Source organism: Rosistilla oblonga (assembly GCF_007751715.1).
Lineage (GTDB): Bacteria > Planctomycetota > Planctomycetia > Pirellulales > Pirellulaceae > Rosistilla > Rosistilla oblonga.
On the sequence record NZ_CP036292.1, the window covers coordinates 4,295,824 to 4,320,957 of the forward strand.

Annotated in this window: 14 protein-coding genes; 4 read left to right on the plus strand and 10 right to left on the minus strand. The window is 59.2% G+C overall.

The window, feature by feature from the left end; genetic code table 11:
- Positions 1-11: 11 nt before the first annotated feature.
- Complete coding sequence (locus CA51_RS15120; RefSeq protein ID WP_145121974.1) at positions 12-2,033, minus strand: ATP-dependent DNA helicase; 2,022 nt, start codon at positions 2,031-2,033, stop codon at positions 12-14.
- 394 nt (positions 2,034-2,427) lie between these two features.
- On the opposite strand from CA51_RS15120, the gene CA51_RS15125 reads away from it, so the two are divergent.
- Positions 2,428-4,158, plus strand: a complete 1,731-nt coding sequence (locus CA51_RS15125; RefSeq protein ID WP_145121976.1) for a hypothetical protein — start codon at positions 2,428-2,430, stop codon at positions 4,156-4,158.
- Between the two features lie 264 nt (positions 4,159-4,422).
- Positions 4,423-5,715: a Gfo/Idh/MocA family protein gene (locus tag CA51_RS15130; RefSeq protein WP_145121978.1), complete on the plus strand. Its 1,293-nt coding sequence runs from the start codon at positions 4,423-4,425 to the stop codon at positions 5,713-5,715.
- 505 nt (positions 5,716-6,220) lie between these two features.
- Here CA51_RS15130 and CA51_RS15135 read toward each other — a convergent pair.
- Complete coding sequence (locus CA51_RS15135) at positions 6,221-7,099, minus strand: pyruvate kinase (protein ID WP_145121979.1); 879 nt, start codon at positions 7,097-7,099, stop codon at positions 6,221-6,223.
- Positions 7,100-7,511: 412 nt separating this feature from the next.
- Here CA51_RS15135 and rtcA point away from each other — a divergent pair, with 412 nt between their 5' ends.
- Positions 7,512-8,528: an RNA 3'-terminal phosphate cyclase gene (gene rtcA / locus CA51_RS15140; RefSeq protein WP_145121981.1), complete on the plus strand. Its 1,017-nt coding sequence runs from the start codon at positions 7,512-7,514 to the stop codon at positions 8,526-8,528.
- A 31-nt stretch (positions 8,529-8,559) separates the two neighbouring features.
- Positions 8,560-9,957 (plus strand): RtcB family protein, encoded by a 1,398-nt coding sequence (locus CA51_RS15145; protein ID WP_145124184.1) that lies wholly within the window; start codon positions 8,560-8,562, stop codon positions 9,955-9,957.
- A gap of 189 nt (positions 9,958-10,146) precedes the next feature.
- Here the strand turns inward: CA51_RS15145 and CA51_RS15150 are convergent, their stop codons facing one another.
- The 8 genes from CA51_RS15150 to CA51_RS15185 all read right to left on the minus strand — a co-directional run bounded on the left by CA51_RS15150 (position 10,147) and on the right by CA51_RS15185 (position 25,134).
- Positions 10,147-13,566, minus strand: coding sequence for an acyltransferase domain-containing protein (locus tag CA51_RS15150; protein WP_145121983.1), 3,420 nt, complete (start codon positions 13,564-13,566; stop codon positions 10,147-10,149).
- A gap of 21 nt (positions 13,567-13,587) precedes the next feature.
- The gene (locus tag CA51_RS15155; RefSeq protein ID WP_145121984.1) at positions 13,588-14,583 is read right to left on the minus strand and encodes an SMP-30/gluconolactonase/LRE family protein; all 996 of its coding nucleotides are present in this window, start codon (positions 14,581-14,583) and stop codon (positions 13,588-13,590) included.
- Positions 14,584-15,392: 809 nt separating this feature from the next.
- Positions 15,393-15,845 carry an IS200/IS605 family transposase gene (gene tnpA, locus CA51_RS15160; protein WP_145121986.1) on the minus strand — a complete coding sequence of 151 codons (453 nt, stop codon included), beginning with the start codon at positions 15,843-15,845 and terminating at the stop codon, positions 15,393-15,395.
- 696 nt (positions 15,846-16,541) lie between these two features.
- Positions 16,542-18,248, minus strand: coding sequence for a cytochrome c peroxidase (locus CA51_RS15165; RefSeq protein WP_197451207.1), 1,707 nt, complete (start codon positions 18,246-18,248; stop codon positions 16,542-16,544).
- Between the two features lie 261 nt (positions 18,249-18,509).
- Entirely contained in the window at positions 18,510-18,965 is a 456-nt protein-coding gene (locus CA51_RS15170; protein ID WP_145121990.1) for a hypothetical protein, read from the minus strand.
- A 122-nt stretch (positions 18,966-19,087) separates the two neighbouring features.
- Positions 19,088-20,083, minus strand: coding sequence for a DUF1559 domain-containing protein (locus CA51_RS15175; protein ID WP_145121992.1), 996 nt, complete (start codon positions 20,081-20,083; stop codon positions 19,088-19,090).
- Between the two features lie 266 nt (positions 20,084-20,349).
- On the minus strand, positions 20,350-21,798 hold the full coding sequence (locus CA51_RS15180; RefSeq protein WP_145121994.1) for a DUF1501 domain-containing protein: 1,449 nt from the start codon (positions 21,796-21,798) through the stop codon (positions 20,350-20,352).
- A gap of 30 nt (positions 21,799-21,828) precedes the next feature.
- The gene (locus CA51_RS15185; protein ID WP_145121996.1) at positions 21,829-25,134 is read right to left on the minus strand and encodes a DUF1553 domain-containing protein; all 3,306 of its coding nucleotides are present in this window, start codon (positions 25,132-25,134) and stop codon (positions 21,829-21,831) included.

Consider the following 25,134-nt stretch of genomic DNA (forward strand, 5'->3'; position numbering starts at 1 on the left):
CACCCGCGACTTCAACTCTGTCGCGCGCGAACTCGATGCACGACCCGATGGCAATCGGGCAACGATTCGAGAAAGATCCGACCATACGGTTTGGTCTTCACACGCGGATCGAGGATCACGACCATCCCGGTATCGGTTGCGGTCCGGATCAATCGTCCAAAGCCCTGCCGCAGCTTGATCACCGCTTCGGGCAACTGGTAATCGACAAAAGGATTACCGCCGGCGGCGCGGATCGCTTCCAGTCGCGCTTCCAAAAGCGGATGGTCGGGAACGCTGAATGGCAACTTGGTGATGATCACGTTCTGCAACGCGTCTCCCGGCACATCGACTCCCTGCCAGAAGCTGTCGGTGCCAAACAGCACGCTCCGCGGGTTGCTGCGAAACGCATCGAGGATCTGCGTCCGCGATTGGTCGCCACCCTGCGTGTACAGCGACATTCCCTGTTGGATCAACCAAGGGGTCACCGCTGCGGCGACTTTCTTTAACAGACCGTAGCTGGTGAAGAGCACAAACGCGTGCCCATCGGTCTCCAAAATGTAGCGTTTCACCTGCTCGGGAAGCGCCCGTTCGAACGCCTCCCGCTGGCTCGACGGATCGGGCAGCCCATCAACAACGATCAGTGTCGCTTGGTCGCGGTAGTTGAACGGGCTGCCGACACGCAGCGATTCACCGCCGGTCAGTCCGACGCGCGACCGATAGAAATCGAAGTTCGCTTCGCTGCCGACCGCCAGCGTAGCGCTTGTCATCACGACCGAGCGGGTTTTCTGGAACAGCATCTCGCGGAGCGCTTCGCCGACATCGATCGGCGTCGCCGCCAGATTCACTCGATCGAATCCGCGATGCGATCGCGTCCGTTCGACCCAGTAGACGTAACCATCCAAAAGTTGATCGTTCCACGACTTCAGCGATTCGGCCAATACCGTCAACCGATCGTGGGCCGACATGAAATCTTTGCGAACCGATTCATTGTCCATCCCGTCGCCGTAGCGTTTCAATTGCTTGGCCAACGCGGATAACGGATCGCTGACGACGTTGGGCGTCAGGTTCGGCCGGCGGACGCGGCCGTTGCGTCGCGGGTCCTCGTCCCACCAATCCAACAGCCCGGCGAAATATTCGTCGGCGGCAAAGTGGCAACGGTCGACGTCCTGTTGCAACCGCTGCAGATCGTGAGCGATCAACAGCCCCTTTTGCGTCCGCGGGTTATACAGCTTGTTCAGGATGTAATCGATCTGTCCATTGGAGACTCGGATTCCCAAGTGGTCCCCGGCGACAGCTTCGATCGTGTGGCATTCGTCCAAAATCACCGCGTCGTAATCGGGCAACAGGCTGATGTCCTGCTGTCGCAGCGCCAGATCGCTGAAGAACAAGGCGTGGTTGACGACCAGGATCTGAGCGTTTTGCATCCGCCGGCGGGCTGCGTAATAGAAGCACTTGTCGTGCGTCTCGCATTTGCGCCCCATGCAGTTGCCGCTGTCGCTGGCGACTTCGTCCCACACGCCCGCTTCGATCCGCGTCGGCACGGTGCTGCGGCTGCCATCGGTCGTCTCTTTGGCCCACTCGGTGATCTGACGCAGCTGAACGTGCTGCGTGTCGCGTTCGAACATCCCGGCGGCTTTGGTCTGCGCCAGCTTCAAGCGTCGCAGCGAGATATAGTTCGATCGGCCTTTGACCAGCACCGACGAAAACTCGCGCGGGATCACACTGTTCAGCAGCGGCAGGTCTTTCATGATCAGCTGTTCTTGCAAGCTAATCGTGTGCGTCGAGATTACGACGCGCCGAGGTCGCGGCGCGTCGCCCGCCGAATCGTCCGTCTCCTCCTCGCGTTGGTCGCCGGTGGCGAACAGGATCGCGGGGACCAAATAGGCGTAACTCTTCCCCGTTCCGGTCCCCGCCTCGGCGACCAGATGGTGCCCCTGTTCGATCGCCGACGCAACCGCATCGGCCATCCCCAGCTGTTGCGGGCGGTGTTCGTACTGCGTCAGTCGCTTGGCGATGCGTCCATCGGGGCCAAGGATACTGGCGGCATCGAGCATGAGCGGACTTCGGTTCGGGAGAGCGGTGGAATGCGCCAAAGCGGCGTGCAAACCTGGAGTTTAACGCAGAAGGTCAGGGACGGAAATCACAACGGCTGAATTTGTAAGCTATCTTCCCAACAGAGGCGTGCGCGCCGGGGGCTGCCGAGTGAAACAGGACCTGAAAACCGTTGCAACCCGCGCCTGCCGCACCCCGTAATCGTTGTATTTTTCCAAATTCTCGCTTCCTCGTTAAGAATGATTGACGTTGGTTGGTGGGATTTGGTCCAACAAGCATTCCGCAAACCGAACACCAACGCCGCCCTCTGGCGTTGGCGGTGGAAATTTAAAGAGAGCCGCGAAGCGTTGCGACTAATCGCTCGCGCACTCTGCAAACCTATCCGTGGTAAAAAACATGTCGACTCAAAACAAACCAGCACTTGCAATCGTCGTTCTGACGGCAGTCCAATGCTTGGCAATCGCTGCGCCCGCCCAAGCTGGCCCGCTTTGCGATTGGTTGTTTGGTCGCAACCGCACCGCCTACTACGTCCCGACGGGGACCTACATGCCGACGCCGCAGGGGCCGACGGTGACCGCCGGCTACCTGCCGACCACCAACGTCGCTTACCCGCCGGTCTACAACGGCCAGCAGCAGTTCGGATCGACAGCCACTGCGTTCCCGCCGCAAGGAATGGCCGTCACCTCCTATTCGCTGCCGACAGCGAATCAGCCCGCGCTGCCGGTGGGAGCTCCCAATTATTCAGCCGGTTACCGTGGCGGTTCGCTGAACCAATACGCGCTGCCACCCTCGAATACCACGACAGCCTATTCGCCGATCACCGGCCCCAACGCTGGTAACCAGAGCGCTCCGCTGCAATCGGCTCCTTATTATTGGCCGAACCAACCGCGGCAAAGCTTCTTCGGTTCGTGGTGGCCCAACGTCGGATCGTACTTCGGCACCGGCAACTACTATCCGTCGAACACGCCTTATCCGACCAACACCTATACCAGCAACTACTGGTCCAGCTACCGCGTCCCAACAGCTGGATCCGCTGGGGCGCAGATGTATCCACCGACGACAGCCGGATACCCGACGACGGGCTACCCAACCGCCGCTCCCGTCACCGCTGGCTACCCTAGCTATCCGACCAATCCAGTTGTCAGCGGCAGCCCGGTCGTGACGACGCCTTCGTATTCCGCAGGTTTCTCGCCGCACACCAGCTACTCAACGAACACTTACAACGTTCCGGTCACCTATTACCGCCCGATCCAATCGGTCGATCCACGCACCGGTCAACAGGTCACCACGATGCAAGGTTGCCAGTCGTACCAAACCCAGGTGCAACGCGTTCCCTCCTATTCGCTACGCGGATCGGCACCGGCATCGGCACCTCAGTGCTCGGGTGAACCGCAATGCCCTCCCGGTTCCTACGAATCGACTCCGGGCTACGGCAGCAACCAATACGCTCCCGCTGCGAACCCTTACAACCAACAGGTGACGCCGCCGGGAACGCCGACCAATCGACCTTCGTTTGGCAACGCTCCGGCTCAACCGAACTACGGAACGCCCCCCGCGGCTCAGCCAAACTATCCGGCTCAAGGAACTCCGCAGGGAACGTATCCGCAGAGCACCTACCCGCAGGGGAACAACTACGGGGCTCCGCCACAAAACGGTAACGACCAGACGCCGATGCAGCAGCCTCAGTTGCAAACCAACAACAACACGTCGCTCAGTCTGCCATCGTTCCCTGGAACGGGAGCGAGCAATTCGCAACCTGGCTTCCAATATCAACAACAGCAACCGTCGACGCGATTGGATGTGAAACCGATCCCCGCACCGGCTCAGTATCAATTCCAATACAACACGACCGACGATCGCACCGCTCGTCGCGAACCGGCTCCAGCAGAACGTGGTTCGTCGAACGTTGCTCAAGCGACCTACAAGACGATCCAATGGGCAGTTCCTAAGTCGAACCAACGGACCTCCGCCGTCACGGTCTCGACGCAACGCAACGAATTGCCACGGTTGACCGCACCGCGAAACACGCCACCGCAGCAAACCGCTCCGCGCTACAACGCTCCCGCTCGCCCTGCACCGCAAGGCAACGGCGGATACCGCGACAGCGGCTGGGTTAGCGGACGCTAGAGCTTCCGTTGCGATAAACCTGTCGCCAACGCAGCAAACAGCTTTCAGAGAGCTCCGATTCGTCGGAGCTCTTTTCGTTTTGACGCAATGAAACCATAGCTCCTTTCATTCCGGCCACGCCGGTAATCTGCTCTGACACGACTGCGGTTTTGCTCTGTCAGCCGGCCGATTCGACGCTGAACCGACGCGGCAGGCGTGTTACAATACGCCTTCAAATGCTGCGTAAATCTTCCCTCCACCACCGCTCACGATACGGAACCCGCCATGCAAGCTGCTCGCCCCACACGCCGCACCGCGCTGAAAACCTCCGTCGCCTTTGGCGGCTATCTGATCGCACCGGAAGTTTCGGCAGCGGATTCGACTTCGGCGAACGAACAATTGAACATCGCCTGCATCGGCATCGGTGGTCGCGGAGCGGCGAATGTTAACGGAGTGAAGAGCCAGAATTTGGTGGCGTTGTGCGATGTCGATCAGCAGCGGGCGGGCAAGGTCTTTGAGCAGCACAACCAAGCTGAGAAGTTTGCCGACTACCGCAAGATGTTCGACAAACTGGAGAAGCAGATCGATGCGGTTGTCGTCAGCACGCCCGACCACACCCACTTCCATCCGTCGATGGCGGCGATGGAACGAGGCAAACATCTGTACTGCGAAAAACCGATGGCCCACTCGGTCGGGGAAGTTCGCCAGATGACGAAGATGGCGGTCAAGCAGGACGTCGCGACACAGTTGGGTTGCCAGCGACACGCTTTGGCCAATATGCACCGTTCGGTCGAACTGATCCAAGCCGGCGCGATCGGCGACGTCAGCGAAGTCTACAGCTGGGTCGGCGGGTCGCGTGGGATGCCATCGATCCCAAAAACATTCCCCAAGGTTCCCGAGACCGTCGATTGGGACCTGTGGTTGGGACCGGCGATGCCTCGCCCTTACGATTCGACGTACTGTCCCTACGGCTGGCGTTTCTGGTGGGACTTCGGCACCGGCGAGACCGGCAACTGGGGCTGCCACATTCTCGACATCCCCTTCTGGGCGCTGGGACTGAAATATCCGTCGCGCGTCGAAGGATCGGGCCCGGAAGTCGATGACCAACGAACGCCCAAGCAGATGGCGACCAAGATGCACTTCGCAGAACAAGGCGTCGATTTGCACTGGGATCACGCCAGTGCTGGCCCCGCGAAACTGAAGGAACTGGGCATCGATGGCAAAGGGATGAACACGCTGTTTATCGGCAGCAAGGGTATGCTGTTGACCGGCTTTAATAAGCTACGACTGTTGCCCGAAGAGAAGTTTGCCGACTTCAAAGCTCCCGAGCCGACGATCCCCAAGTCGCCGGGCTTCTACAAAGAATGGATCTCCGCCTGCAAGGGTGGCGAACCGGCGACCTGCGACTTCCGCTACTCCGGCCCCTTGGCCGAGACAGTCCTATTGGGCAACGCCGCCTACCGCGCCGGCGGCGGCTTCGACTGGGACGGTCCTTCGCTGACAGCATCGGGCAACGGCGCCGTCCAACCGTTCCTCAAAAGCGAATACCGCAAAGGCTGGGAAGTCGCCGAGGTCTGATCCCAGCAAGCGGTCCAAACGCTGAAGCCCAACCGTCGACCGCCCCAATCGTTTAACCGCGTGCCCAACGGGCCGCGCGTCAACATCCCCAAGTCGCACATGCAAAGACAACGCGCGGGGCGATGCCCGCGCGGTTAAATAAAGCATTCAAATCGTTTAACGAAGCAGCCTCGGACCGTCGCAAGAATTAGCGGCGGGATGTAGTGGACGAGGTTACGAGTCCCAGCGATTTGGTCTGATGCAAAAGGACTCGTAACCTGTCCACTACGCTTCGTTGAACAGTATTGCGGTTAAACAAAGTACGCCAATCGTTTAACCGCGTGCCCAACGGGCCGCGCGTCCACGCCCAAGTCGCACATGCAACGACAACGCGCGGGGCGTTGCCCACGCGGTTAAACAAAGCACTCCAATCGTTTAACCGCGTGCCCAGCGGGCCGCGCGTCCACGCACAGGTCGCACATACAACGACAAAGCGCGGAGCGTTGCCCACGCGGTTAAACTATCGCTAATTTGCCGCCAGCGATTGCGACAGCTTTTGCACGGTATCGAAGAACGATTGCGCGTCGTAGCGTTTCTTGGCGATCAACGTCGCGAGGTCGTCGTCGATCTTGTACTCGCGTCCCGGCGGCAGCGAGACGACTGCAAACGCATCCTCCGACGGAATGCCTAGCGTGAACCGGTCGCCATCGACATGCATCACGCGATTTTCGACCAATTGAGGTCGCAGCAACACGATCTCTTTATTCGGGACCACGTATCGCGAACCACCGTACCCATCGAGGACCCAACAGACAGTCCCAATGGATCCTTGTGGCGAGACCCAGACGAAGAAGCGGACGATTACCTTTTTATGTTTGCCGTCTCGCAACATGATCGTCGGCGCATCGAAGATCGCTCCGTCGCGGTATCGAGCGACCTGAACGATCTCCGACAGCGCCCGCTCGTTGGCGGAAAAGACGGCCCCGCCGATCATTCCCAAATCCGCTCCCAGCGACTTGTGCGTGTCGCTCGTGATCACAACATCTTGGCCATCGATCTTGGTCGTAAAACCGACACCAATTTTGTCCAAGGTGAATTTACCCTCGGCATCTTTGGCGACGTTAGCCATGTAGGCGATGTTAAAGAGCGAGGCGTAATGCTTCACGGTCGAGGAAGCTGCATCGACGTCCCCCTTGCCCAGCGAACCATTGACAAATAGCAACAGGTCCGACCATCCCTTGGCTCCATCGGGCGTGATCACCGTTCCCGCCGGGATGCGTTCCAACGGCTGGATATTAAAGTCTCGCGACACCGCTTCGACGCCAACGGCATGTTGCGTCGTCCCCAACGCAGCAAATAGAACGGCCAAAACAAGAGTTCGCTGGACAGGCTGACGAATATCCATCGCGTTTCACCTCAGTAAAGAAGAACAACATTGTCTGTTTGTATCTTGCAAGACGCGATCACGTCTCTCCATAGACTGGCCGCAGATTATCAAAATCGCTGGCGTCTGACAATCAATCCGAGACTCCGATCTGCGTCCCAAAGGCCAGTTCCATCTGGGAATGGCCCGTCCAGAGAGCGACACGCAATGCAAGCATTTGCCCCGATGGGAGAATCCAGCCGCCGGCACCGGCCTGCGACCGCCCCTCCATTGCTGTTCTGGAACCAGCAATTTGCGTACCGCATGAGCGGACGAGAACTCAACGATCGATTCCCAACAAATCCCCCAAATTGCGCGAGCCTCCGCCACGTTGGACTGTCCCTTACCGATACGATAGCGGAACGCAAGGTTCTGGTGAAATGGAGTGTGGGTGATGATTGAAATCGATGGTTCGCGAGGCGAAGGAGGTGGGCAGATCCTGCGAACCTCCTTGGCTCTTTCCATGGTCACTGGCCAATCAGTCCGGTTTGAGAACATCCGGGCCGCGCGCAGTCGTCCCGGTTTGTTGCGGCAGCACTTGACCGCGGTCAAAGCGGCCGCGGCGGTCAGTGGCGCAAAAGTCGATGGCGATCGTTTGGGTTCGATAACGCTCACGTTTGAGCCATCGAAGATCCAAGCGGGCGATTATCACTTTGCGATCGGTTCGGCGGGGAGTTGTCTGTTGGTGCTGCAAACGATTTTGCCAGCTCTAATGATCGCCGACGGTCCGTCGCGAGTCGACTTGGAGGGCGGAACGCACAACCCGTTTGCTCCCCCGTTCGAATTCCTGGAGCTGAGCTTTTTGCCGCTATTGAAAAAGATCGGTCCCGAGGTTCGGTTGACTCTCGATCGACCGGGCTTTTATCCGGCCGGTGGTGGGCGCTGTAGCGCAGCGATTACGCCAGCGGAAAAGCTGCAACCGATCGAACTGATCCAACGGGGAAAGCTGTTGAATCGCGAGGCGTTGGCGATCGTTTCCCGTTTGCCAGCGAAGATCGCGGCACGCGAACTGGAGACCGCCGCGCGGACGCTCGGTTGGCCAAAGAGTACCTTAAAAGTCGAACAAGTGACGACGTCGCCGGGCCCCGGCAACGCGTTGTTGTTGAGTGTCAGCTATGAAAACGTGACCGAAGTGGTAACAGGATTTGGCGACGTGAAGGTCTCCGCCGAACGCGTGGCGAAGCGTGCCGCCGGTGAACTGAAGAAGTATTTGAATGGAACGGCGCCGGTGGGAGTTCATTTGGCCGATCAATTGTTGTTGCCGTTGGCCATGGCTGGCGGCGGCCAGTTCCGCTGCCAACAGACGACGCAGCATACGTTAACGAACATCGAAACGATCAAGATGTTTTTGGATTTGGAGATCGACGTTCAGCCACAAGAAGATGAATCCGTGTTGATTCGAGTCGGTTGATCGATGGGATGAGGGATGTGGGAGAATAATGATGAAGACGCGTGAACTGAACAACTTGGGAATTCCAAAAGGGATCGCGATGCAAGCGGCTGTCGAAGCGGTCCGCAACGCGTCGGCCAAGGGACTCAAACGACCTGAATTGCGAACCGCGATCGCGGCAATTGTCGAAGACCCCGCGTCGGCGAAGGACGATCCTCTTTGGGGATCGTTGGCCGATGCTTTGCAGACCGTCTTCTCAGCTCAAGACCGTTACATCGGTCGCGACGAACCCGCTCCCTGGCGTCAGTGGGGTGACGGTCTGGAAGCGGGTGCGGTGTCGCAGATGGTCGACGCTTGCAAGCTGCCGGTGACCGTATCGGGTGCGTTGATGCCCGACGCGCACTTGGGTTATGGCCTGCCGATCGGTGGCGTGCTGGCGACGAAGGACTGCGTGATTCCTTACGCTGTCGGCGTCGATATCGCCTGTCGGATGAAGATGACCGTTTTGGACATGCCTGTCGAAACGCTCGATACCAATCAAGATCGATTGCGAAACGCGATCGAGCGGGAGACGCAGTTCGGGATCGGTGCGAGTTTCCGCAAACGGCGGCAACACGAGGTGATGGATGCCGATTGGCGCGTCTCGCCGATCACATTCCAGAACAAGGACAAGGCGTGGAAGCAGTTGGGAACCAGCGGCAGCGGAAACCACTTCGTCGAGTTTGGCGTCCTGACGCTGCCGGCGGGCGATCTGGGATTGGCAGCCGGAACGTACTTGGCGCTTTTGAGTCACAGCGGGTCGCGGGGAACGGGAGCATCGATTTGCGCGCACTACAGCAGCGTGGCCAAAGCGACGCACCCGGAACTGCCACGCGAACTGCAAAACCTTGCCTGGTTAAACTTAGATACTCAGGAGGGCCAAGAGTACTGGAACGCGATGAATTTGATGGGGGAATACGCGGCGGCGAACCACGCTTGCATCCACCGTGAAATCGCAAGCCACTTGGGAGTCGAAGTCTTGTTGGATGTCGAGAACCATCACAACTTTGCCTGGCGAGAATCGCATGGCGGAGAGGATCTGATCGTCCACCGCAAGGGAGCGACTCCAGCGGGCCAAGGCGTGTTGGGAATCATCCCCGGTTCGATGGGAACTCCCGGATACGTCGTCCGCGGAAAAGGAGTCGAAGAGTCGCTGTTGAGCGCTGCGCACGGCGCGGGGCGGCGGATGAGTCGCACCGCGGCGAAGAAGCAGTTCCGATGGAAAGAGGTGAAGAAGTTCTTGAACGATCGTGGCGTGACGTTGATGTCGGCCGGGCTGGACGAAGTCCCGATGGCCTACAAAGACATCGACCAAGTGATGGCGTCGCAGCACGACCTGGTCGAGACCGTCGCCCGCTTCGATCCGCGTTTGGTCAAGATGGCCGAGGCGGGCGAGCGACCGGAGGACTAACGCCGGATGCTATGGCTGTCGCGAAGAAACTTCACCCTCCCCCAACGAAGTTTACAGGGGAGGGTCGAACGAGCGGAGCGAAGTTCGGGGAGGGGAGTCTCCAGGCATCGATCCAGTATCGATGCCGCTCCCCGGCAATCTCGCTGAAGGCTCGTTTGCCGACCCTCTGAGCTTCGCCGGGCCGGTGGATCAAACCGTTGGGTCGATGACGGCGGCGAGGATCTTGCCGTCCCCTTTGCCATCCACGTCGTGACTCAGTTCCGCGGTCCAGCGATGGCCGGCCATCGCTGGCAACTGGGCCAGCAAGTTGCCGGCGATTTCGGCTGTCGCTTGTCCCTCGCCGTCGCAGGCGGTGACGCGGACGTTTTTCCAGTCACCCAACAGCCCCAGTCCGGTCGCCTTGGCGACTGCCTTCTTCGTCGCCAGGATCGCCGCGAAACAGCGCTCACGGTTTTCGCACGCCGACAACAGCGAGACCTCTTCGGGCAGCAACGCCTCTGCAAGCTGAGCCTCTTCGACCTCGGCGATCGGATGAACCGCAACGCCAACGCGGCGGGCTGTCGACGCAATCGCGTAGCTGATTTTGTTGCAATGAGCTACCGAGATGTTCGGCATCACCGCGTCGGCCGCTGGTACATCACCTGCGCTTGGATGTTGAGCTCGCCGTGGCAACGCATAGGGTCGGCCGTTGCCATCGTGCCGCGTGTCGATATCGGACATGTACAGCCGCTGACCGTGCTGTTCATGCCACAACCGTCGGACTGCATCTTTGGCGACGACGCGGCCAAAGACCCAGCGAACCTTTTCGGCGTGAGGGATTTGCGCGTCGATGAAGTCTTCGTATTCCTGTTCGCTCAACAACACTTCGGCTGCCGCTCGCAACAGCGTCGGTTGCGACAGGTCGTCCAACCAAGCGAACCGCGCCGTGGCGATCGCATCGTCCGCCGCCGAAGCCTGCGTCGCAAACTCTTCCGACAAATGGTAGACGTTTTTGGGGCCGTGGAAATTGACTTCGTGAAACGGCAGATAGAAACGCCACAGTCGAACGCCGTTGATGCGATTCCAAACGCGTCCCTCGCTGTCGATCGAAACGACCGAATGAGTGAAGTGCCGCGGCGATTGCTCGTCCAAACTCCCGTGGCATTCAAACCGCGTTCCCACTGCGGGGCGAGGCCCGAAGAACTCGACACTCTTCACCACAAACGGCAACATGATCCGCCCAGTCTGATCGGGCTGTTCCAGATGCCAGGCCGCATTGGGATGCATCGCGACATCCAACAGGACCGGATCGCCAAGGAATTCGACCGGCCGATCGTCGCGGAACAGCTCATCCCGCGGCAGGACTTCGATCGTCGATTCGATTCCTTGTTTGCCGATCTTCGCCAGGCTGCGGACGCCCTGAAACAATTCGCCGTGAAACAAATTGTTATACATCGTCTTCAGCGTCGTCTCACACTGCTGAGCGTCGGTCAGTTCCAACGGCTGGCCGAGCGGAGCTTCCGGATACGCAGCGGCCAGGGTCACGGTGCCAACAGCCGCCAGCTTCGGTTTGTCGCCAAACGGCTCTTCCCGATTCCCGGTGTCCATCACACGGACCAGCACGCGCGTCGTCGCGTCATCGTCCGTCGGCATCAAGGTCGCTTCGATCCGGATCGTGATCGGATCGCGCTCGTAAAACGCCAACCATCGCGACAACTGGACTCGGCTGATCGAACAGACGACCAGTTCGGGAGCCAGCTGCAGCGCCGCCTCCATCATCATCTCCAGCGTGAACGTCATCGGCATCACCGGCAGCCCACATTGCTCGGGCCGGATCGCGCTCACCTCGCGGCCGCCGACGGTGTGATGCGTCGCGTAATGTTCGATCGCGGGATCGAGCAGCCGATGCATGACCAGATGCATTCCAGGTTCAAACTCGCTGACTTCGCCCAACAGCGGCAATTCGGGACGGGGCAATCCTCCGTCGCCGCTCGCCGCTGCCTCAAACGCATGCTCATCGCCCGACCACAGACTTTCATCCGCCAGAATGTCGTCGGTGGGAAGCGCCGCCGCGGCGGCCAGGCGACGTCGCGATCGATTTCCGGCCGTCGCACGTCGTCCGCCGCGAGGACCGATCGTCCGCCCCGCGTTCTTGGCGACGAGAAACTGCTGCATCACATCGCTCTGTTCCGCCAGCAACTGCTGCATCGTTTCCAGATGAGACGACATCACCGAGTCGCTGCCAGGAGCGATCGCTGCGGCAACCTCTGCGCGCGGCGACGGCTGAACAAAGGAATTCCCTTGAGCCTGTCGGAACTGCGGATCCAACGCCTCCAATTCGATCGGAACGTGATGCGCAGCCAACTGAGCCGCGGCGTGGACGATCTGATCGGCGGTCGACAAACGGGGCGTGTCCATCGGGATCGCCGCATGCGGCTGGCCTCGCAAGATATCAGCGACAAAGGAACTGATATTCCCCCGCGGGCCAACTTCCAGGAACAGCCGCACACCGTCGGCGTACATCTGTTGAATCAGCGATTGGAACCGGACCGGGTTGTGCCAATGAGCCAACGAGAGCTGGCGGATCTGGTCGCTGTCGTCGGGGAAACGTTCGCCGGTGGCACACGAATACAACGGCACATCGGGCGATCGGAATCCAACGCGATCGAAGGCGGCACGCAGCGGGTCCATCAGCGGCGCGAACATCGGCGTGTGGTAGGGCTGCTGCAGCGAAAGCGCCTCGACGATCCAGCCCGCTTTTTCGATCGTCTCACGAACGCGCCGCGTCGCTTCGCGTCGGCCGACCACGATCGATTGATGCGGGCAATTGTCCATCGCCACCATCGCCTGGTCGCTCATCCCCGCCGTCGCCAACGCTTGGAAGACGACAGGTTGCACCTTGTCGGCGGCCGCGGCAACGGCCAACAGTTCCGCGTCGCCGCCGCCCGACTGAACCTCCATCTGGTTCATCACATTGGCAAACATCGGCAGTTCCGTCGTCAACTCCATCGACCCCGCGGTCATCAGTGCCGCCAATTCGCCGGCGCTGTGACCGGCGGCGGCTTGCATCGGCACGCCCAACATCTTGGCAACTTCGCTCAAGCACCAGCCCGCGCTCAAGACGCTCAACATCGCATTGTCTAACCGACGCAACAACTGTTCGGCTCGATCGCGATCGTCCTGCTGCCAACCATCGATAAAGTAACGCAGGCTGTGGAACGGCGGGCCAATCTGACGGGCAAAACCGTCGCACTGTTGGAGCACCGATTCGACTTCGGGCCACTGGGAATCGAGTCCCTGCAGCATTCCCAGGTATTGAGCCCCTTCGCCGGGAAAGAGCCACGCGATCCCACCGGACAAACCGAGCGGTTCGGGATAATAATAGATCCCGCCGACATCGTGGATCGGTTTGCCCGGGCGTCGCTCCAAGCGATCGGCGGCGCGAGTCGCCAGCAGTCGCAGCGCTTCCTCGCCGTCGGCCACGATCAACAACCGCTCAGGAGCATGCGAATCTGAAGTTGCCGATTCCCCACCAGCCAACGCTCTCAGGTTCGCAACCAATTGAGGTTGCGATTCGGCCGCGATCACATACGGTTTCAATCGGTCGGAGCTTGCGTTGGTATCGGTCATCGGTTCCAGAGTCAGTCGAGGCTATCGCAGTCGAACGCGACAGAGGTACGAATCGGCGGTGATAAATAGGTCCTTGCCGTCGGGGCCGCCGAGGGTGCAGTTGCTGGTTCGTTGGCCCGTCAGCAAACGGCCGATCAGTTTTCCCGAGGGTTCAAAAACGTAGATCCCGCCGGGGCCCGAGGCCCACAGGTTGCCTTGCGGATCGATGGCCAATCCATCGGGCAAACCAGGCAACTTGCCTACCTGATCGGTTGCATCATAAAGGATCGACATTGCCCCAGCGGTACCATCGTCATTCAAAGCAAAGCGAGCCCAGATTGCCTGTTTGGGGTCCGACTGAGCCACGTACAACGTTTTTTCGTCGGGCGAGAGACCAATTCCGTTAGGTCGAGCGAGTTCCTTGGAGATCAGGGTCAGCGTACCATCGGTCGCCAAACGGTAGACGCCACAGAAGTCGAGTTCGCGCCGCGGGTCGTCGTATCGCTTCGGCATTCCGTAGGGCGGATCGGTGAAGTAGATCGCTCCGGAAGAATGAAGCACCAAGTCGTTGGGGCTGTTCAGTCGCTTGCCTTGATAGTTGTCGACAAGCGTTCGCTTGCCGCCATCGCGCGTCAAGACGCTGACGCGACGATCGCCATGTTCACACATCATGACTTGCCCCTTGGCATCCAAAGCCAAGCCGTTGGCTCCCGGTTCCAAGCCGTAATAAGTGTTGCCGGTGTAGCCACTGGGACTCATGAACAACGACACGCCGCGCTTCGCATCCCAACGGAAGATCGAATTCCGTGGGATATCGCTCAGCAACACATAGCCATCCTCCTCGGGAACCCACAGCGGCCCCTCGGACCATGTGAAGCCCGAAGCCAGGACTTCGATCTTTGCATCTTTCGCCAACAGCTTGTCTAGCGCAGGATCCAAGCGTTCGATGCGGCCAAGCGAATCCTGAGCCGAACTAGGTTGAGCGGCCAGTCCAAACAAAATCGCAGCCAGCGCAAGGGAGCGGAGAGCGAAGGTCATGATGAAGCCTCGAGAGAGTTTTTCCGGGGGGAAGAATCCGCTCCCGCACCCAGTGCCTATGGGGGCGTGAGAGCACGCGGAATAGCTTAACCACTCACCGCCCCAATGGAAACCAAATCAGAACCACCGCACTCGATTTCCAGTCATCTCCTCCAAGACAATCGATCGGTGGTGCTTGGCTGGCAAGCTGTGACCTTCAGCCAAGCCGGAGGCTGGCACACGAACTGCCGGCGGCATAAGCCGCCGGTAATGAAGGTCGAGTCCCCGACTAGGCCGGAGGCCGGCACATGGACTACACACATGTGTCGGCCTCCGGCCTAGGGATTGGTGGTTCTGCGGGTACCGGCGGCTGACACCGCCGGCAGTTGGTGTGTCGGCCTGCGGCCTAGGGATTGGTGGTGCTGCCAGTACCGGCGGCTTACACCGCCGGCAGATCGAGTCATTCCGGCGGCTGACACCGCCGGCAGTTCGTGTGACGGCCTCCGGCCTTATGAATGTTGACACAATCGGCTGATACTTTGAGGCACGGGGGATTTCATGAGCCGTAAAAATCTCATTCTCCCACCTTGATCAGGTACTGCACCAAGAGCGGCTTGCAGGCCGGAGGCCGAGACAACTAATGCCGGCGGTGTCAGCCGCCGGTGGTCAAGGCCGGAGGCCGACACAACTAGTGCCGGCGGTGTAAGCCGCCGGTTCTCAACTGGTCGGTTTTTCAACAAGGCCGGAGGCCGACACAAGGAATGCCACCGAGCCAGCCGGGTACAAGCAGCGATCGAAGGTCGGCCAATGCAGCTCCCTAAACCTTCGGACTACTCCCAAACTCGCGCTGGATCGAATTCAATCTCATGTTTTGCCAATAGCGCGAGATACTCATCCTGGAAGGTCTGTTTCGCATGATGTGTCAACTGATTTTCGATATACCTGACAACCCTGTCGACTTGAGAAGGGCTAACCGTAAACGCGCCGTAGCCATCTTGCCAATGAAACTTGAGTTTTCCCGCTCGCGCGTCGTTAACCTGACGACTTGAATTAGACTTCAGCGCTCCTACAAAATCGGCAACCGCGACTTTAGCTGGAATCCGGACCAGTACGTGCGCATGGTCGTAGAAGCCACCAATTTTGATCGCGAACCCTTCCAGATTTTTTGCGATCCCAGCCATGTACGACCAGACTTGGGCGCGAAGCGCATCGTCTTGCAACAACGGGCGTCGATCCTTCACGCTGAAGACGATGTGATAGAGCAACTGTTGATGCGTGGACATGCTGTTTCTCCACCGGAATCAATTGGTGTCGCGATACAATATTGTTTAACGAATCCAGCCTACACCGCTTCAACCTAATGTTAATAGTTTTTGAGGCAAATTTGATTGATCGCTTACCGGGATTCAACACTTGATTGTGCCGGCCTCCGGCCTAGGGAGTTTTCTTGGTCCTCCACATACCGGCGGCTTACACCGCCGGCAGATCGTGTGTCGGCCTCCGGCCTGGGTGGTTGCTGAAACATGTCCTTGAGTTTGGTGTGGTCGGGCAGCCGGGGGACTCGGTGCGCTGAAGGTATGTTGGTCGCCCCTCGTTTAGCACTACAGACAAGCGCAGTTTTTTAGGCCGGAGGCCGACATAACTAATGCCGGCGGTGTGAGCCGCCGGTAGCCAAAGCCGGATGCTGATCCAGGCCGGAGGCCGACACAAGGAATCCAAGAATGTGTCGGCCTCCGGCCTTGGGGGAGTTCTTGCTCGGCCGCCAACCGGCGGCTTACACCGCCGGCAGTTCGTGTGCCAGCCTCCGGCCTGGTATTTTCCTATCATAAAATCATACCGGCGGCTTACACCGCCTACAGATCGTGTGTCGGCCTGCGGCCTGAGACTTTGCTAATCGCCATATACTGGCCGCATACGCCGCCGGAACTGGATTTGTCGGCCTACGGCCTGGTGCTTGCTGAGATAGGGGACTGGGCACCCTACAGGCTGCGCAGGAAGGTCAGCAGATCTTCGAGGTCGGGTTGAGAGAGCGGTTTAGAGAGGGTGTGCTTGTGCTCGGTGAAGACAGCTTCTAACGATTCGGCTCGCAGGTCGTGGAAGTAGCGTGGGCCGCGCTGGCCGACGCCCAACAGCGATGGCGGGTTGAAGCGGGTGTGGCCGAGTTCGTCTTCGAGCCCGACGTCGTACAATTCCGCTGAGGTGTATTTGCTGCCGGCGTGGCAATCGTTGCAGCCTTGGCGTTGGAAGATCGCTTGGCCGCGCGCGATCGATTCGCCGACTTCGGGAATCGATGCGTCGACGACCGGTGGCGGTGGGACCAACGATTCCAGAAACGCTGTTAGCTGAGTCACCTGTTCGCCGGTGAGCTTATTGTGCCCCTGCATCGTCGTGCGGACGGTCCGCTGCAGTTGAGCCTCCAACTTTGCGTCGGCACCGATCCAGCCGAAGGGAGCCGTATCGGCGCGGCCCAGCAGCGAGAGCACTCGTTTGGGCGAGGTGTACGCGCCGTCGCTGAGATTATCCGCTCGTTCGTTCACCGCGTGGCCGCCGGGATGACAACTGGAACAACTCATCCAACCGTCGTGGGCCAGCGACGCGTTGTGAAACAGACGTTCGCCGAGTTCGGCCGTCGTTGGAGTCCAGCCTTCCGACAAGCGAACTGTTTTCAATACGCTTCGCTCGCCGATGTCGATCTGGGTCAACGAATCGTCCAAACGATTGACGACCCAACCGGTCTTGCCGCGGCTATCGACAGCAACCGCTACGGGATTGATGCCGACGGGCAGCCGCGCTAATTCGTAAAACTCTTCGTGTCCGATCGCTACTTCGTTCGCTCCGCCCAACGGAACGATAACGATCCCGTCGACGGTGCAGACGAGATCGTTCGGATCGGCGCCTCCCTGCCCAACAATCCCGATCGGATCGATGTGCCCATCTTTGTAGAAATTCTCTTCGTCGGCTTCCATCACACGGCCGCGGTCCAACCAACGCAGATCGTTGGAAACCATCATGCCCCAGTGGATGTCGTTGTTCGATGATTGGGCGGCGGAGTTGAGCATCTGGTGCGAAACGATCAACCGCTTGCCGTCGGGATCGTCGACCATCCCGCGGATCCGATGCCCGTAGAATTCGATCTGGCGGAGTTGTTCCCCGGTCGACGCGTCCAAGTAGGCGATCTGGCTGCCAAACGCATCGACTGCCAACACGACGTTCTCCGGCTGCAACAACCGCAGTGTCTTGGGAGAGAAGTTTAGATTCTGAGTCCAGACCGGACGCGCCGGTTCGTCGATTGCGGGGCGAGCCACACATGTCACCTGACGACTCCACAGCCCCGCCACCAACAACTGGTTCGCTTCGCCAGCGATCACCGAAACGGGACTTCTCACACAATCGATCGTCGACTTGGCGATCAGCTTGCCAGCTTCCAGATCGATCTCGATCAAACGGTCACCCGCGGTATCAACCGCCCAAGCAGTCCCGCCAGGCAGGCGTTCGATCGCTGTTAGGTCGCCCCCGACAGTCAAGCGGGTTTTGACCGCTCCACTCGTGCTGTCCAACGCCAACACCTCGCCGCTGCGTTGGCAAACGACCAGCAACGTTTGGTCGTTGTCGAAGAAACAGGCATCGACTGGGCGAAGCGGCTGAGCGGCCTCGCTAGCACCAGCGAATCCAGCAACAACCAACAAAAACGTTCCGATCAAACGCGGGAGAAATCGGCAACGAGCGAGGGTGGGGAGAGAATCGCAGCGCATTGAGAGGTTCCAATTCGATTCCAGACGGGGGGCAACGTTTGCGATATTTTAGCAAATTAGCGGCGGAAACCATACCACAACCTGCCGCGCAAACAGGGGGAACTCATTTTCGGCGTTCGAGCAAGCCGAACGCCGAAAATCACCCTGCCCCTCATTTCTCTGAAATCACGCTACCGATCAAGTCAACGCTCCGATTTAGCGTTTGGACTTGGAATCCAGTGAGATGTCGAAGTCGTTGTCGCCAGCGACTACCTCGATCGCGATCTCGCTGGTCCCGACGTCCTGATAATGCATGGGGATCTCGACCACGTTGGCGGCCGCCTGTGGATCGGTCGGCTTGCCATCGGGGCCAACTTCCACGGCGATCGGCATTACCGCGACAAGATATTTGCCAGGGGTGCAGGAGAGCGTGTAAGTCCCGTCGGCGGCCAGTTCCGCTCCGCCGCTAGCTCCCGATTCGGACAACAAGAGGATGTTGCCGCTGCCGAGAGGTTGATCATCGAGCGAGACGAACCCCGAGACGGTGCCGGTTCGTGGATCGCTGTCGTCGCACCCCAGAGTAAGCTGCAGCCCCAGCGACAAAGCCAGCAGGCTCGCAGCGTTGAAAAATTTGGCAACCGTCGATCGTGATTGGTTTGGATAGGATGTCATTGAGTTTTACGTTGTCCAAGAAATCGTCAAAAGGAAGCGAGGCGGATCGGTTCCACCATCGCTTGCAGCAGGCGAACGCAAACGTCCGCCTGCTGTTGAGAGAGGAGGGTTAGCAAGCCGGTTTAGAACACGTCGCCGGGGATCACGTTGCCATCGTCGCGGATGCAAAGGTTCCGCAGGACCAGGAATTCCATGGTCTCGGACAGAAATCCGACTCCACCATCACCACGCGTGACCTGGACACCGCCGGGATGCATCGAATGCAAAGCGTTGTTGACACCGTCGCGGTGGTTCCCGCCCGATCCGCTCAGTTGCAGCGTTGTACCGATCGGGTAACGCAGCGAGGTGATCTGCCGGCAATATGGGTTGGCACTCCACATGTAGCTTGTGCCGTTGTTGGGCGGAGTCGTGCTGGCAGCCGAACCGGCCCAAGCACCCCATTCTGCGGATGTGCGAATTTCAATTCGCGCTCCTGCTGCGGTCTCGCCCCACGACGACGATTCGCCGATCACAACAGTATTGCTGAGCCCATCGGTCAGATCGCGAAAGCGAACGGTGTCGTTTGGAATCATCGTACCGTTGGCACACGCGTATCCTTGGCCGCCGCTGATGCAGCGTCCCGCGCCGGTCGGATCGCTGCTGTTGGTGGCACTGGTCGGCGCCCCAGCGATACCGATATATGACATCGTTGACATCTTGACGGTGTTCCCGGAAGTGACTCGCAGGTGCATCGGCGTCGCAGCACTCGATGGGCACCAGAACATGTCGGGTGTCCAGTTATCGACGACGGCAGCATTTACTCCGTTGACGTCAAAGCCGTTCGGAAGGCCGATAGCCAATTGGTCGTAAACCGTTTGTTGTTCCACGAATGGTAGGACCGGAACTGTCCAGCCTTGGATCAGGAAGCCAAGCGAACCGATCGGCAGCGAACGATTGATGTCGTGATAGTTGTGCAACGCCAATCCGATCTGCTTCAGATTGTTGGAACACTGCATCCGGCGAGCCGCTTCACGAGCCGCTTGGACCGCGGGGAGCAACAGACCAACCAAGATCCCAATGATCGCGATCACGACGAGAAGTTCGACGAGCGTAAAGCCCCTACTAGAATTGCGGCGCATGGCAATTTCCTTGCGTAAAATGGAGTAAATATCAACTAACGGGAACGGAAGGGAACGTTTCCAACAGGAGCATTCCGACAAAAAGCAACTCGCAAAAATTGCGAGCCAATCAAAACTCGACGCCAACACAACACTTCGTTGCACAGACGCGAAAGAGTCTAAAACGGAGGCGGGGCCCCGTCGCCACCGAAAGATCGCGACAGGGATTCAAATTTGTGAGCGTTTCAATAACGCAAGGAGGAGGGATTTCAGCCGACGTTAACGACCTAAGCGATGATCTGATCGATCGGTCTCCCGTGATCGATCTCGAGTCGTTTACGGCCGGGGATTTCAAGTTTGCGGGAATCGAGGCCCAGCTGTTTCAGGATCGTGGCATGGACGTCGGTCACATAATGGCGATCCTCGACGGCATGGAACCCGATCTCGTCGGTCGCACCGTGCACGACGCCCCGCTTCAGTCCACCACCGGCCATCCAAACGGAGAAGCCATAGATGTGGTGATCGCGGCCGTCGCTTCCTTGCGAACCAGGAGTGCGACCGAACTCGGTGGCGAAGACGACAAGCGTTTCATCCAACAGTCCACGCTGTTCGAGATCTTCCAACAGACCTCCGATCGGTTGGTCGACGGCGAGCGAATTTTTGGTGTGGTTGGCCTCCAACTTGCCGTGCGCGTCCCATGCTCCCGCACCGCCACCGCCGTGCTGGATCTGGATAAAGCGGACGCCCTGCTCGACCAGCCGCCGAGCACCAAGCAACTGCATGCCAAACTCGCGCGAGTGCGGTTTGTCGATTCCATACATCGCTTGCGTCTGAGCCGTCTCTTGCGAGAAATCGACGACGTCGGGAATCGAACTCTGCATCCGGAAGGCAAGCTCATACGAAGCGATTCGGGCAGCCATCGCGGGATCGTTCGGGTATTCCAACTGACGTCGATTGTTGAGTCGTTGGATCAGGTCCTGGCCAATCTCTTGCGACGACCGCGCGAACGGACGCTCTGGGCTGCTGAAGTCCAAAGGATTGTCGGGGTCGACGCGCATCGGGACCGCGTCGTGCGCGGGCCCAAGATAATGGCCGTCCCGTTTGTTCCAATACTCCCGCTTACCGATCGAAATGAATTGCGGCAGGTTCTCGTTCAGCGACCCCAAGCCGTAATGGACCCATGCACCCAGCGTCGGATAATTTCCATCGTTCAGATGGCGGCCCGAGTGGAATTGCGTTTGGGCACCGTGGTTGCTGTCGGTCGTATACATCGACCGCACGACCGCCAACTTATCGACGTGTTTGGCGATGTGCGGGAACCAATCGCTGACCTCGATCCCGCTTTCGCCATGTTTCTTGAATCCCTTCTGCAGCGGATAGAGTTTGTTGCGTTGGTTCCCGTTGCCATCGGGAGCGGCAACGCGGGCCAGAGCGAGTTTCTCGGGATCTTGAGTCTCGGCAAACGGCGTTTCGGAAATGGTTTTGCCGGCATATTTCGTCAACATCGGCTTCGGATCGAAGCTCTCCATCTGGCTGACGCCGCCATTCATAAACAACCAGATCACGCTCTTCGCTTTGGGCGGCATGTGAGGCTCGCCCGTCGGCGGTGCCCAGGCTGCGCCGTGGCCGCGCGCTTCGCGTTGCAGCATCGCTCCCAAAGCCAAACCGGTAAACCCCATGCCCATATCGGCAAGAAACGTACGACGTGGCGCATGGCCGTTGAACAACTTATTCATATCTAATTGTCCTCTCTCGATAGACGCCGGCTAACGCAGCGTGACAAAGTCGTTGTGGTTGATGATCGCCCAGATCAAGTTCCCGCGGGCCGAATCGTCGCTTCCCTCGGGCAATTCACGCCAGGCGGTCAACGCCGATTGGCAGTCGTCGATTTCTTGAGCTGTCGGCTGAATTCCCAACAGCAACAGGAAGGCCTGTCGAACAAAGGCCTCGTCGTCAGGATGGTCGGCCGCGATCGTGCTGGCGATCTGTTGCGACGATTCGAGCACCAGACCGCTGTTCGAAAGCGCGAGCGCTTGTTGCGGTACGATGCTTTGTTCGCGCTGGTAACACTCGGCCACCGACGCTTCGTCGAACGTGCTCAACAGCAGGTTCTTCTCGTTGTTGCTATGGAAGAAGTACAAGCTGCGGCGATGCGATTTGTCTTGATCGGCGGGGAGCACCGACGGTCCGCCCATCGTATCGTCGAGCGTTCCAGCAACAGCCAGAACGGCGTCGCGAACCGCTTGCGATTCCAGCCGGATCGGGACTCTTCGCCACCAATGCTGGTTGTCGGGATCTTTTGCCAGTTGGTCATCCATTCCGCTCAGCGAGGAGTCCATGCGATAGGTGCTCGAGAGGACGATCAAGCGATGCAAATGCTTCATGTTCCAGCCGCTATCGATAAGTTCCGAAGCGAGCCAGTCGAGCAGTTCAGGATGTGTCGGGGCGTTCCCGTTGCGACCAAAATCGAACGTCGAAGCGACCAACGGCTGTCCCAAGTGCCGCGTCCAAATGTGATTCGCAGCAACGCGAGCTGTCAGCGGATTGCGAGGATCGGTGATCCAACGGGCCAGCGCCGCGCGGCGCCCCGTACTCTGCTGAGGGAACTCGACATCGGGATCGTCTCTGCCCGTAAATTGGAAGCGGGTGGCGGTCCATTTCGCTCCCTTCAGCTGCGTGAATTGATCCGAATCCTTGACCTCCGCTTTCAGCGACGCCTCCGCTTTGGCAAGTGCCTCTTTCGCGGTGGCCAGCTTCTTTTCAGCCGCCTTCAATTTGTCGGCGGTCGCTCGTGCAACAGCTACCTGTTCCGCCGTCACCGTCGATCGTGCCTTCGCAACCGCGTGTGCACGTTCCGCCCGAATCGCTGCGACCGCTTGCTCGCGGATCGCCGCATCGTCGTTGGAATCCCAAGCGGTTCGCATCGCCAAGGCGCGGGCTTGCACGCTTTCCAGATCGGCCTTGCCGACAGCGGCCTGGGCCTTCGCGATCGCCAGTTCGAACTCCGCCGCGACCACGGGATCGACACTCGTCGCTCCGCTGGAGTCGCGTAGCTTCACGTCGCCGGGCAACGCGGAGAGCTTGAATTCCGAGATCGATGCGATCGCGTCAAAGGTGATCAACTGCAGCGCACCATCCACCCGAGCCAAAGGCGTCCGGAAAGCGATCAGCGGTTTGTCGTTTAACGATGCGTTGATCAGGTTGCCGCGAACCTGAACTCGCAGCGTGTAATCGGTGTCCAGCTGGATATCAGCTGCCGATCTTCCATCGCCAGGATACTTCGACTTGCCGTTTTCGAGAAACGAAGCCTGAACCTTGGGACCGCCAGCGTGCCCGCTCGCATAGACCAATTGCCGCGATTCATTGATCGAGTCGTCCTCTGCGATCGGTGCATCGAATCCGATGCCAACCGTTCGCCAGCCGCCGGCTCCATGAATTTGGAAACGAATGCTGGCGTCAAAATCGCGTGGCGGATTCTGCATCAACTGCAGGACCGACCGCGTTTGGCCATCCTTCGTCTGTTCGACTCGACCTGGTTGATGGTTCCATTCGCCAGCCCCCTGTTTCCAGCGCGAGTCGTCGAGCGTCGCGAAATCTTCCACGATGGGAGTAAACGGCGTGGTCGATTCCTCGACGGGGCTGCTCCCTTCGGCCGACTTGCGTGCCTTTTCCAAAGCAGCTGTCGCTTTTTCAACTCGCGTCTGGCTCGCTTGCTGACGCTTTTTTGCGGCGGCAAGATGATCGTCTAACACCCAGGGACGGCGGGCCGGTTGCCAAGCTTCCGGTGGCAGATCGACGGGCTCAATCGTCAGCTCTTCAAACTCAAACATCTTCGGCACGCCGGGAGCGATCACCGTCGATTTGTCGGGTTGAGCTTCGTCGCCGCGAATGAAGCGGTAGGTCGGCGCATCGACCAACGCATCGAAGACGCGCGGGATGCCATCCTTGTTGACATCCAATTCACCCGGCACGTTGTCCAAGCGAACCAGATAGGGCTCAAAAAATGCCCGCATCTTGTAGTAGTCGTCATGTCCGATCGGATCGAACTTGTGGTCGTGACACTTGGCGCAGTTCATCGTCAGGCCCAGCAAGCCCTTGCCGACATGTTCGACCGTTTGGTCCATCCAGGTGTGCCGGTTGAAGATGTAGAAGTTGCGAGCCAGAAATCCGGTGGCCCGCAGTTTGGCAGGGTCATCGGGAGCAAGCTCGTCGGCCGCCAACATCAAGCGAACCATCTCGTCGTAGGGAACGTCATTGTTCAGCGATTCAACGATCCAATCGCGCCAGTGCCACATGTGCCGTTGGCTGTTTCGCAGTTGAGCATTCAGCCCCCACCAATCGCTATAACGCCAGTTGTCCATCCAGTGTCGCGCCCAACGCTCGCCATGACGTGGGTCGTCCAACAACCTGTCGACAGTTTTTTCGTACCAGTCCGAAGACGGATCGTTAACGACCGCAGCGATCTCTTCGCTGCTGGGCGGCAGGCCGATCAGATCGAACGACAGCCGGCGCAGCAACAGGACACGCGAAGCTTCGGATTGTGGCGTCAGTTCATTCTCTTGATGGCCTTGAGCAATCCAGGCGTCGATGGGATTGCGTCCCCAGTTCGCATCGTCGACCACTGGAACGTCGGGACGGGCGAGCGGTTGAAACGACCAGTGCTGCGCGGGATCGGCTTCCGGTACCTCGTCGGCTGGCGAATCGGCTCCCGCCGCGATCCAGCGTTTCAGAAGGTCGACCTGTTCGGCCGAGAGCGGTTCGCCTTCGAATTCCGGCGGCATCCGCGAGCCCGGATCGGTGTCAGCCGTCCGCTCGACCAGCAGGTTAAATTCGGGATCCTCTTCCAAATCGACAGCCGCACCCGAATCGCCACCTTGGCGCATAAAGGCACCGGTATCGAGTCGGAGGCCTCCTTCCTGCTTCAGCGCTCCGTGGCAAGCGTAACAACGCTCGCGAAGCAGCGGCTTGACTTCGGTTTCGTAGTCGACTTGGGTGTCGTCCGCGAAAAGACTCGCTTGAGCAACGACCGCAAGGCAGATGATCGTCGCGCAGATTCGGCTAGGAAGCTTCAT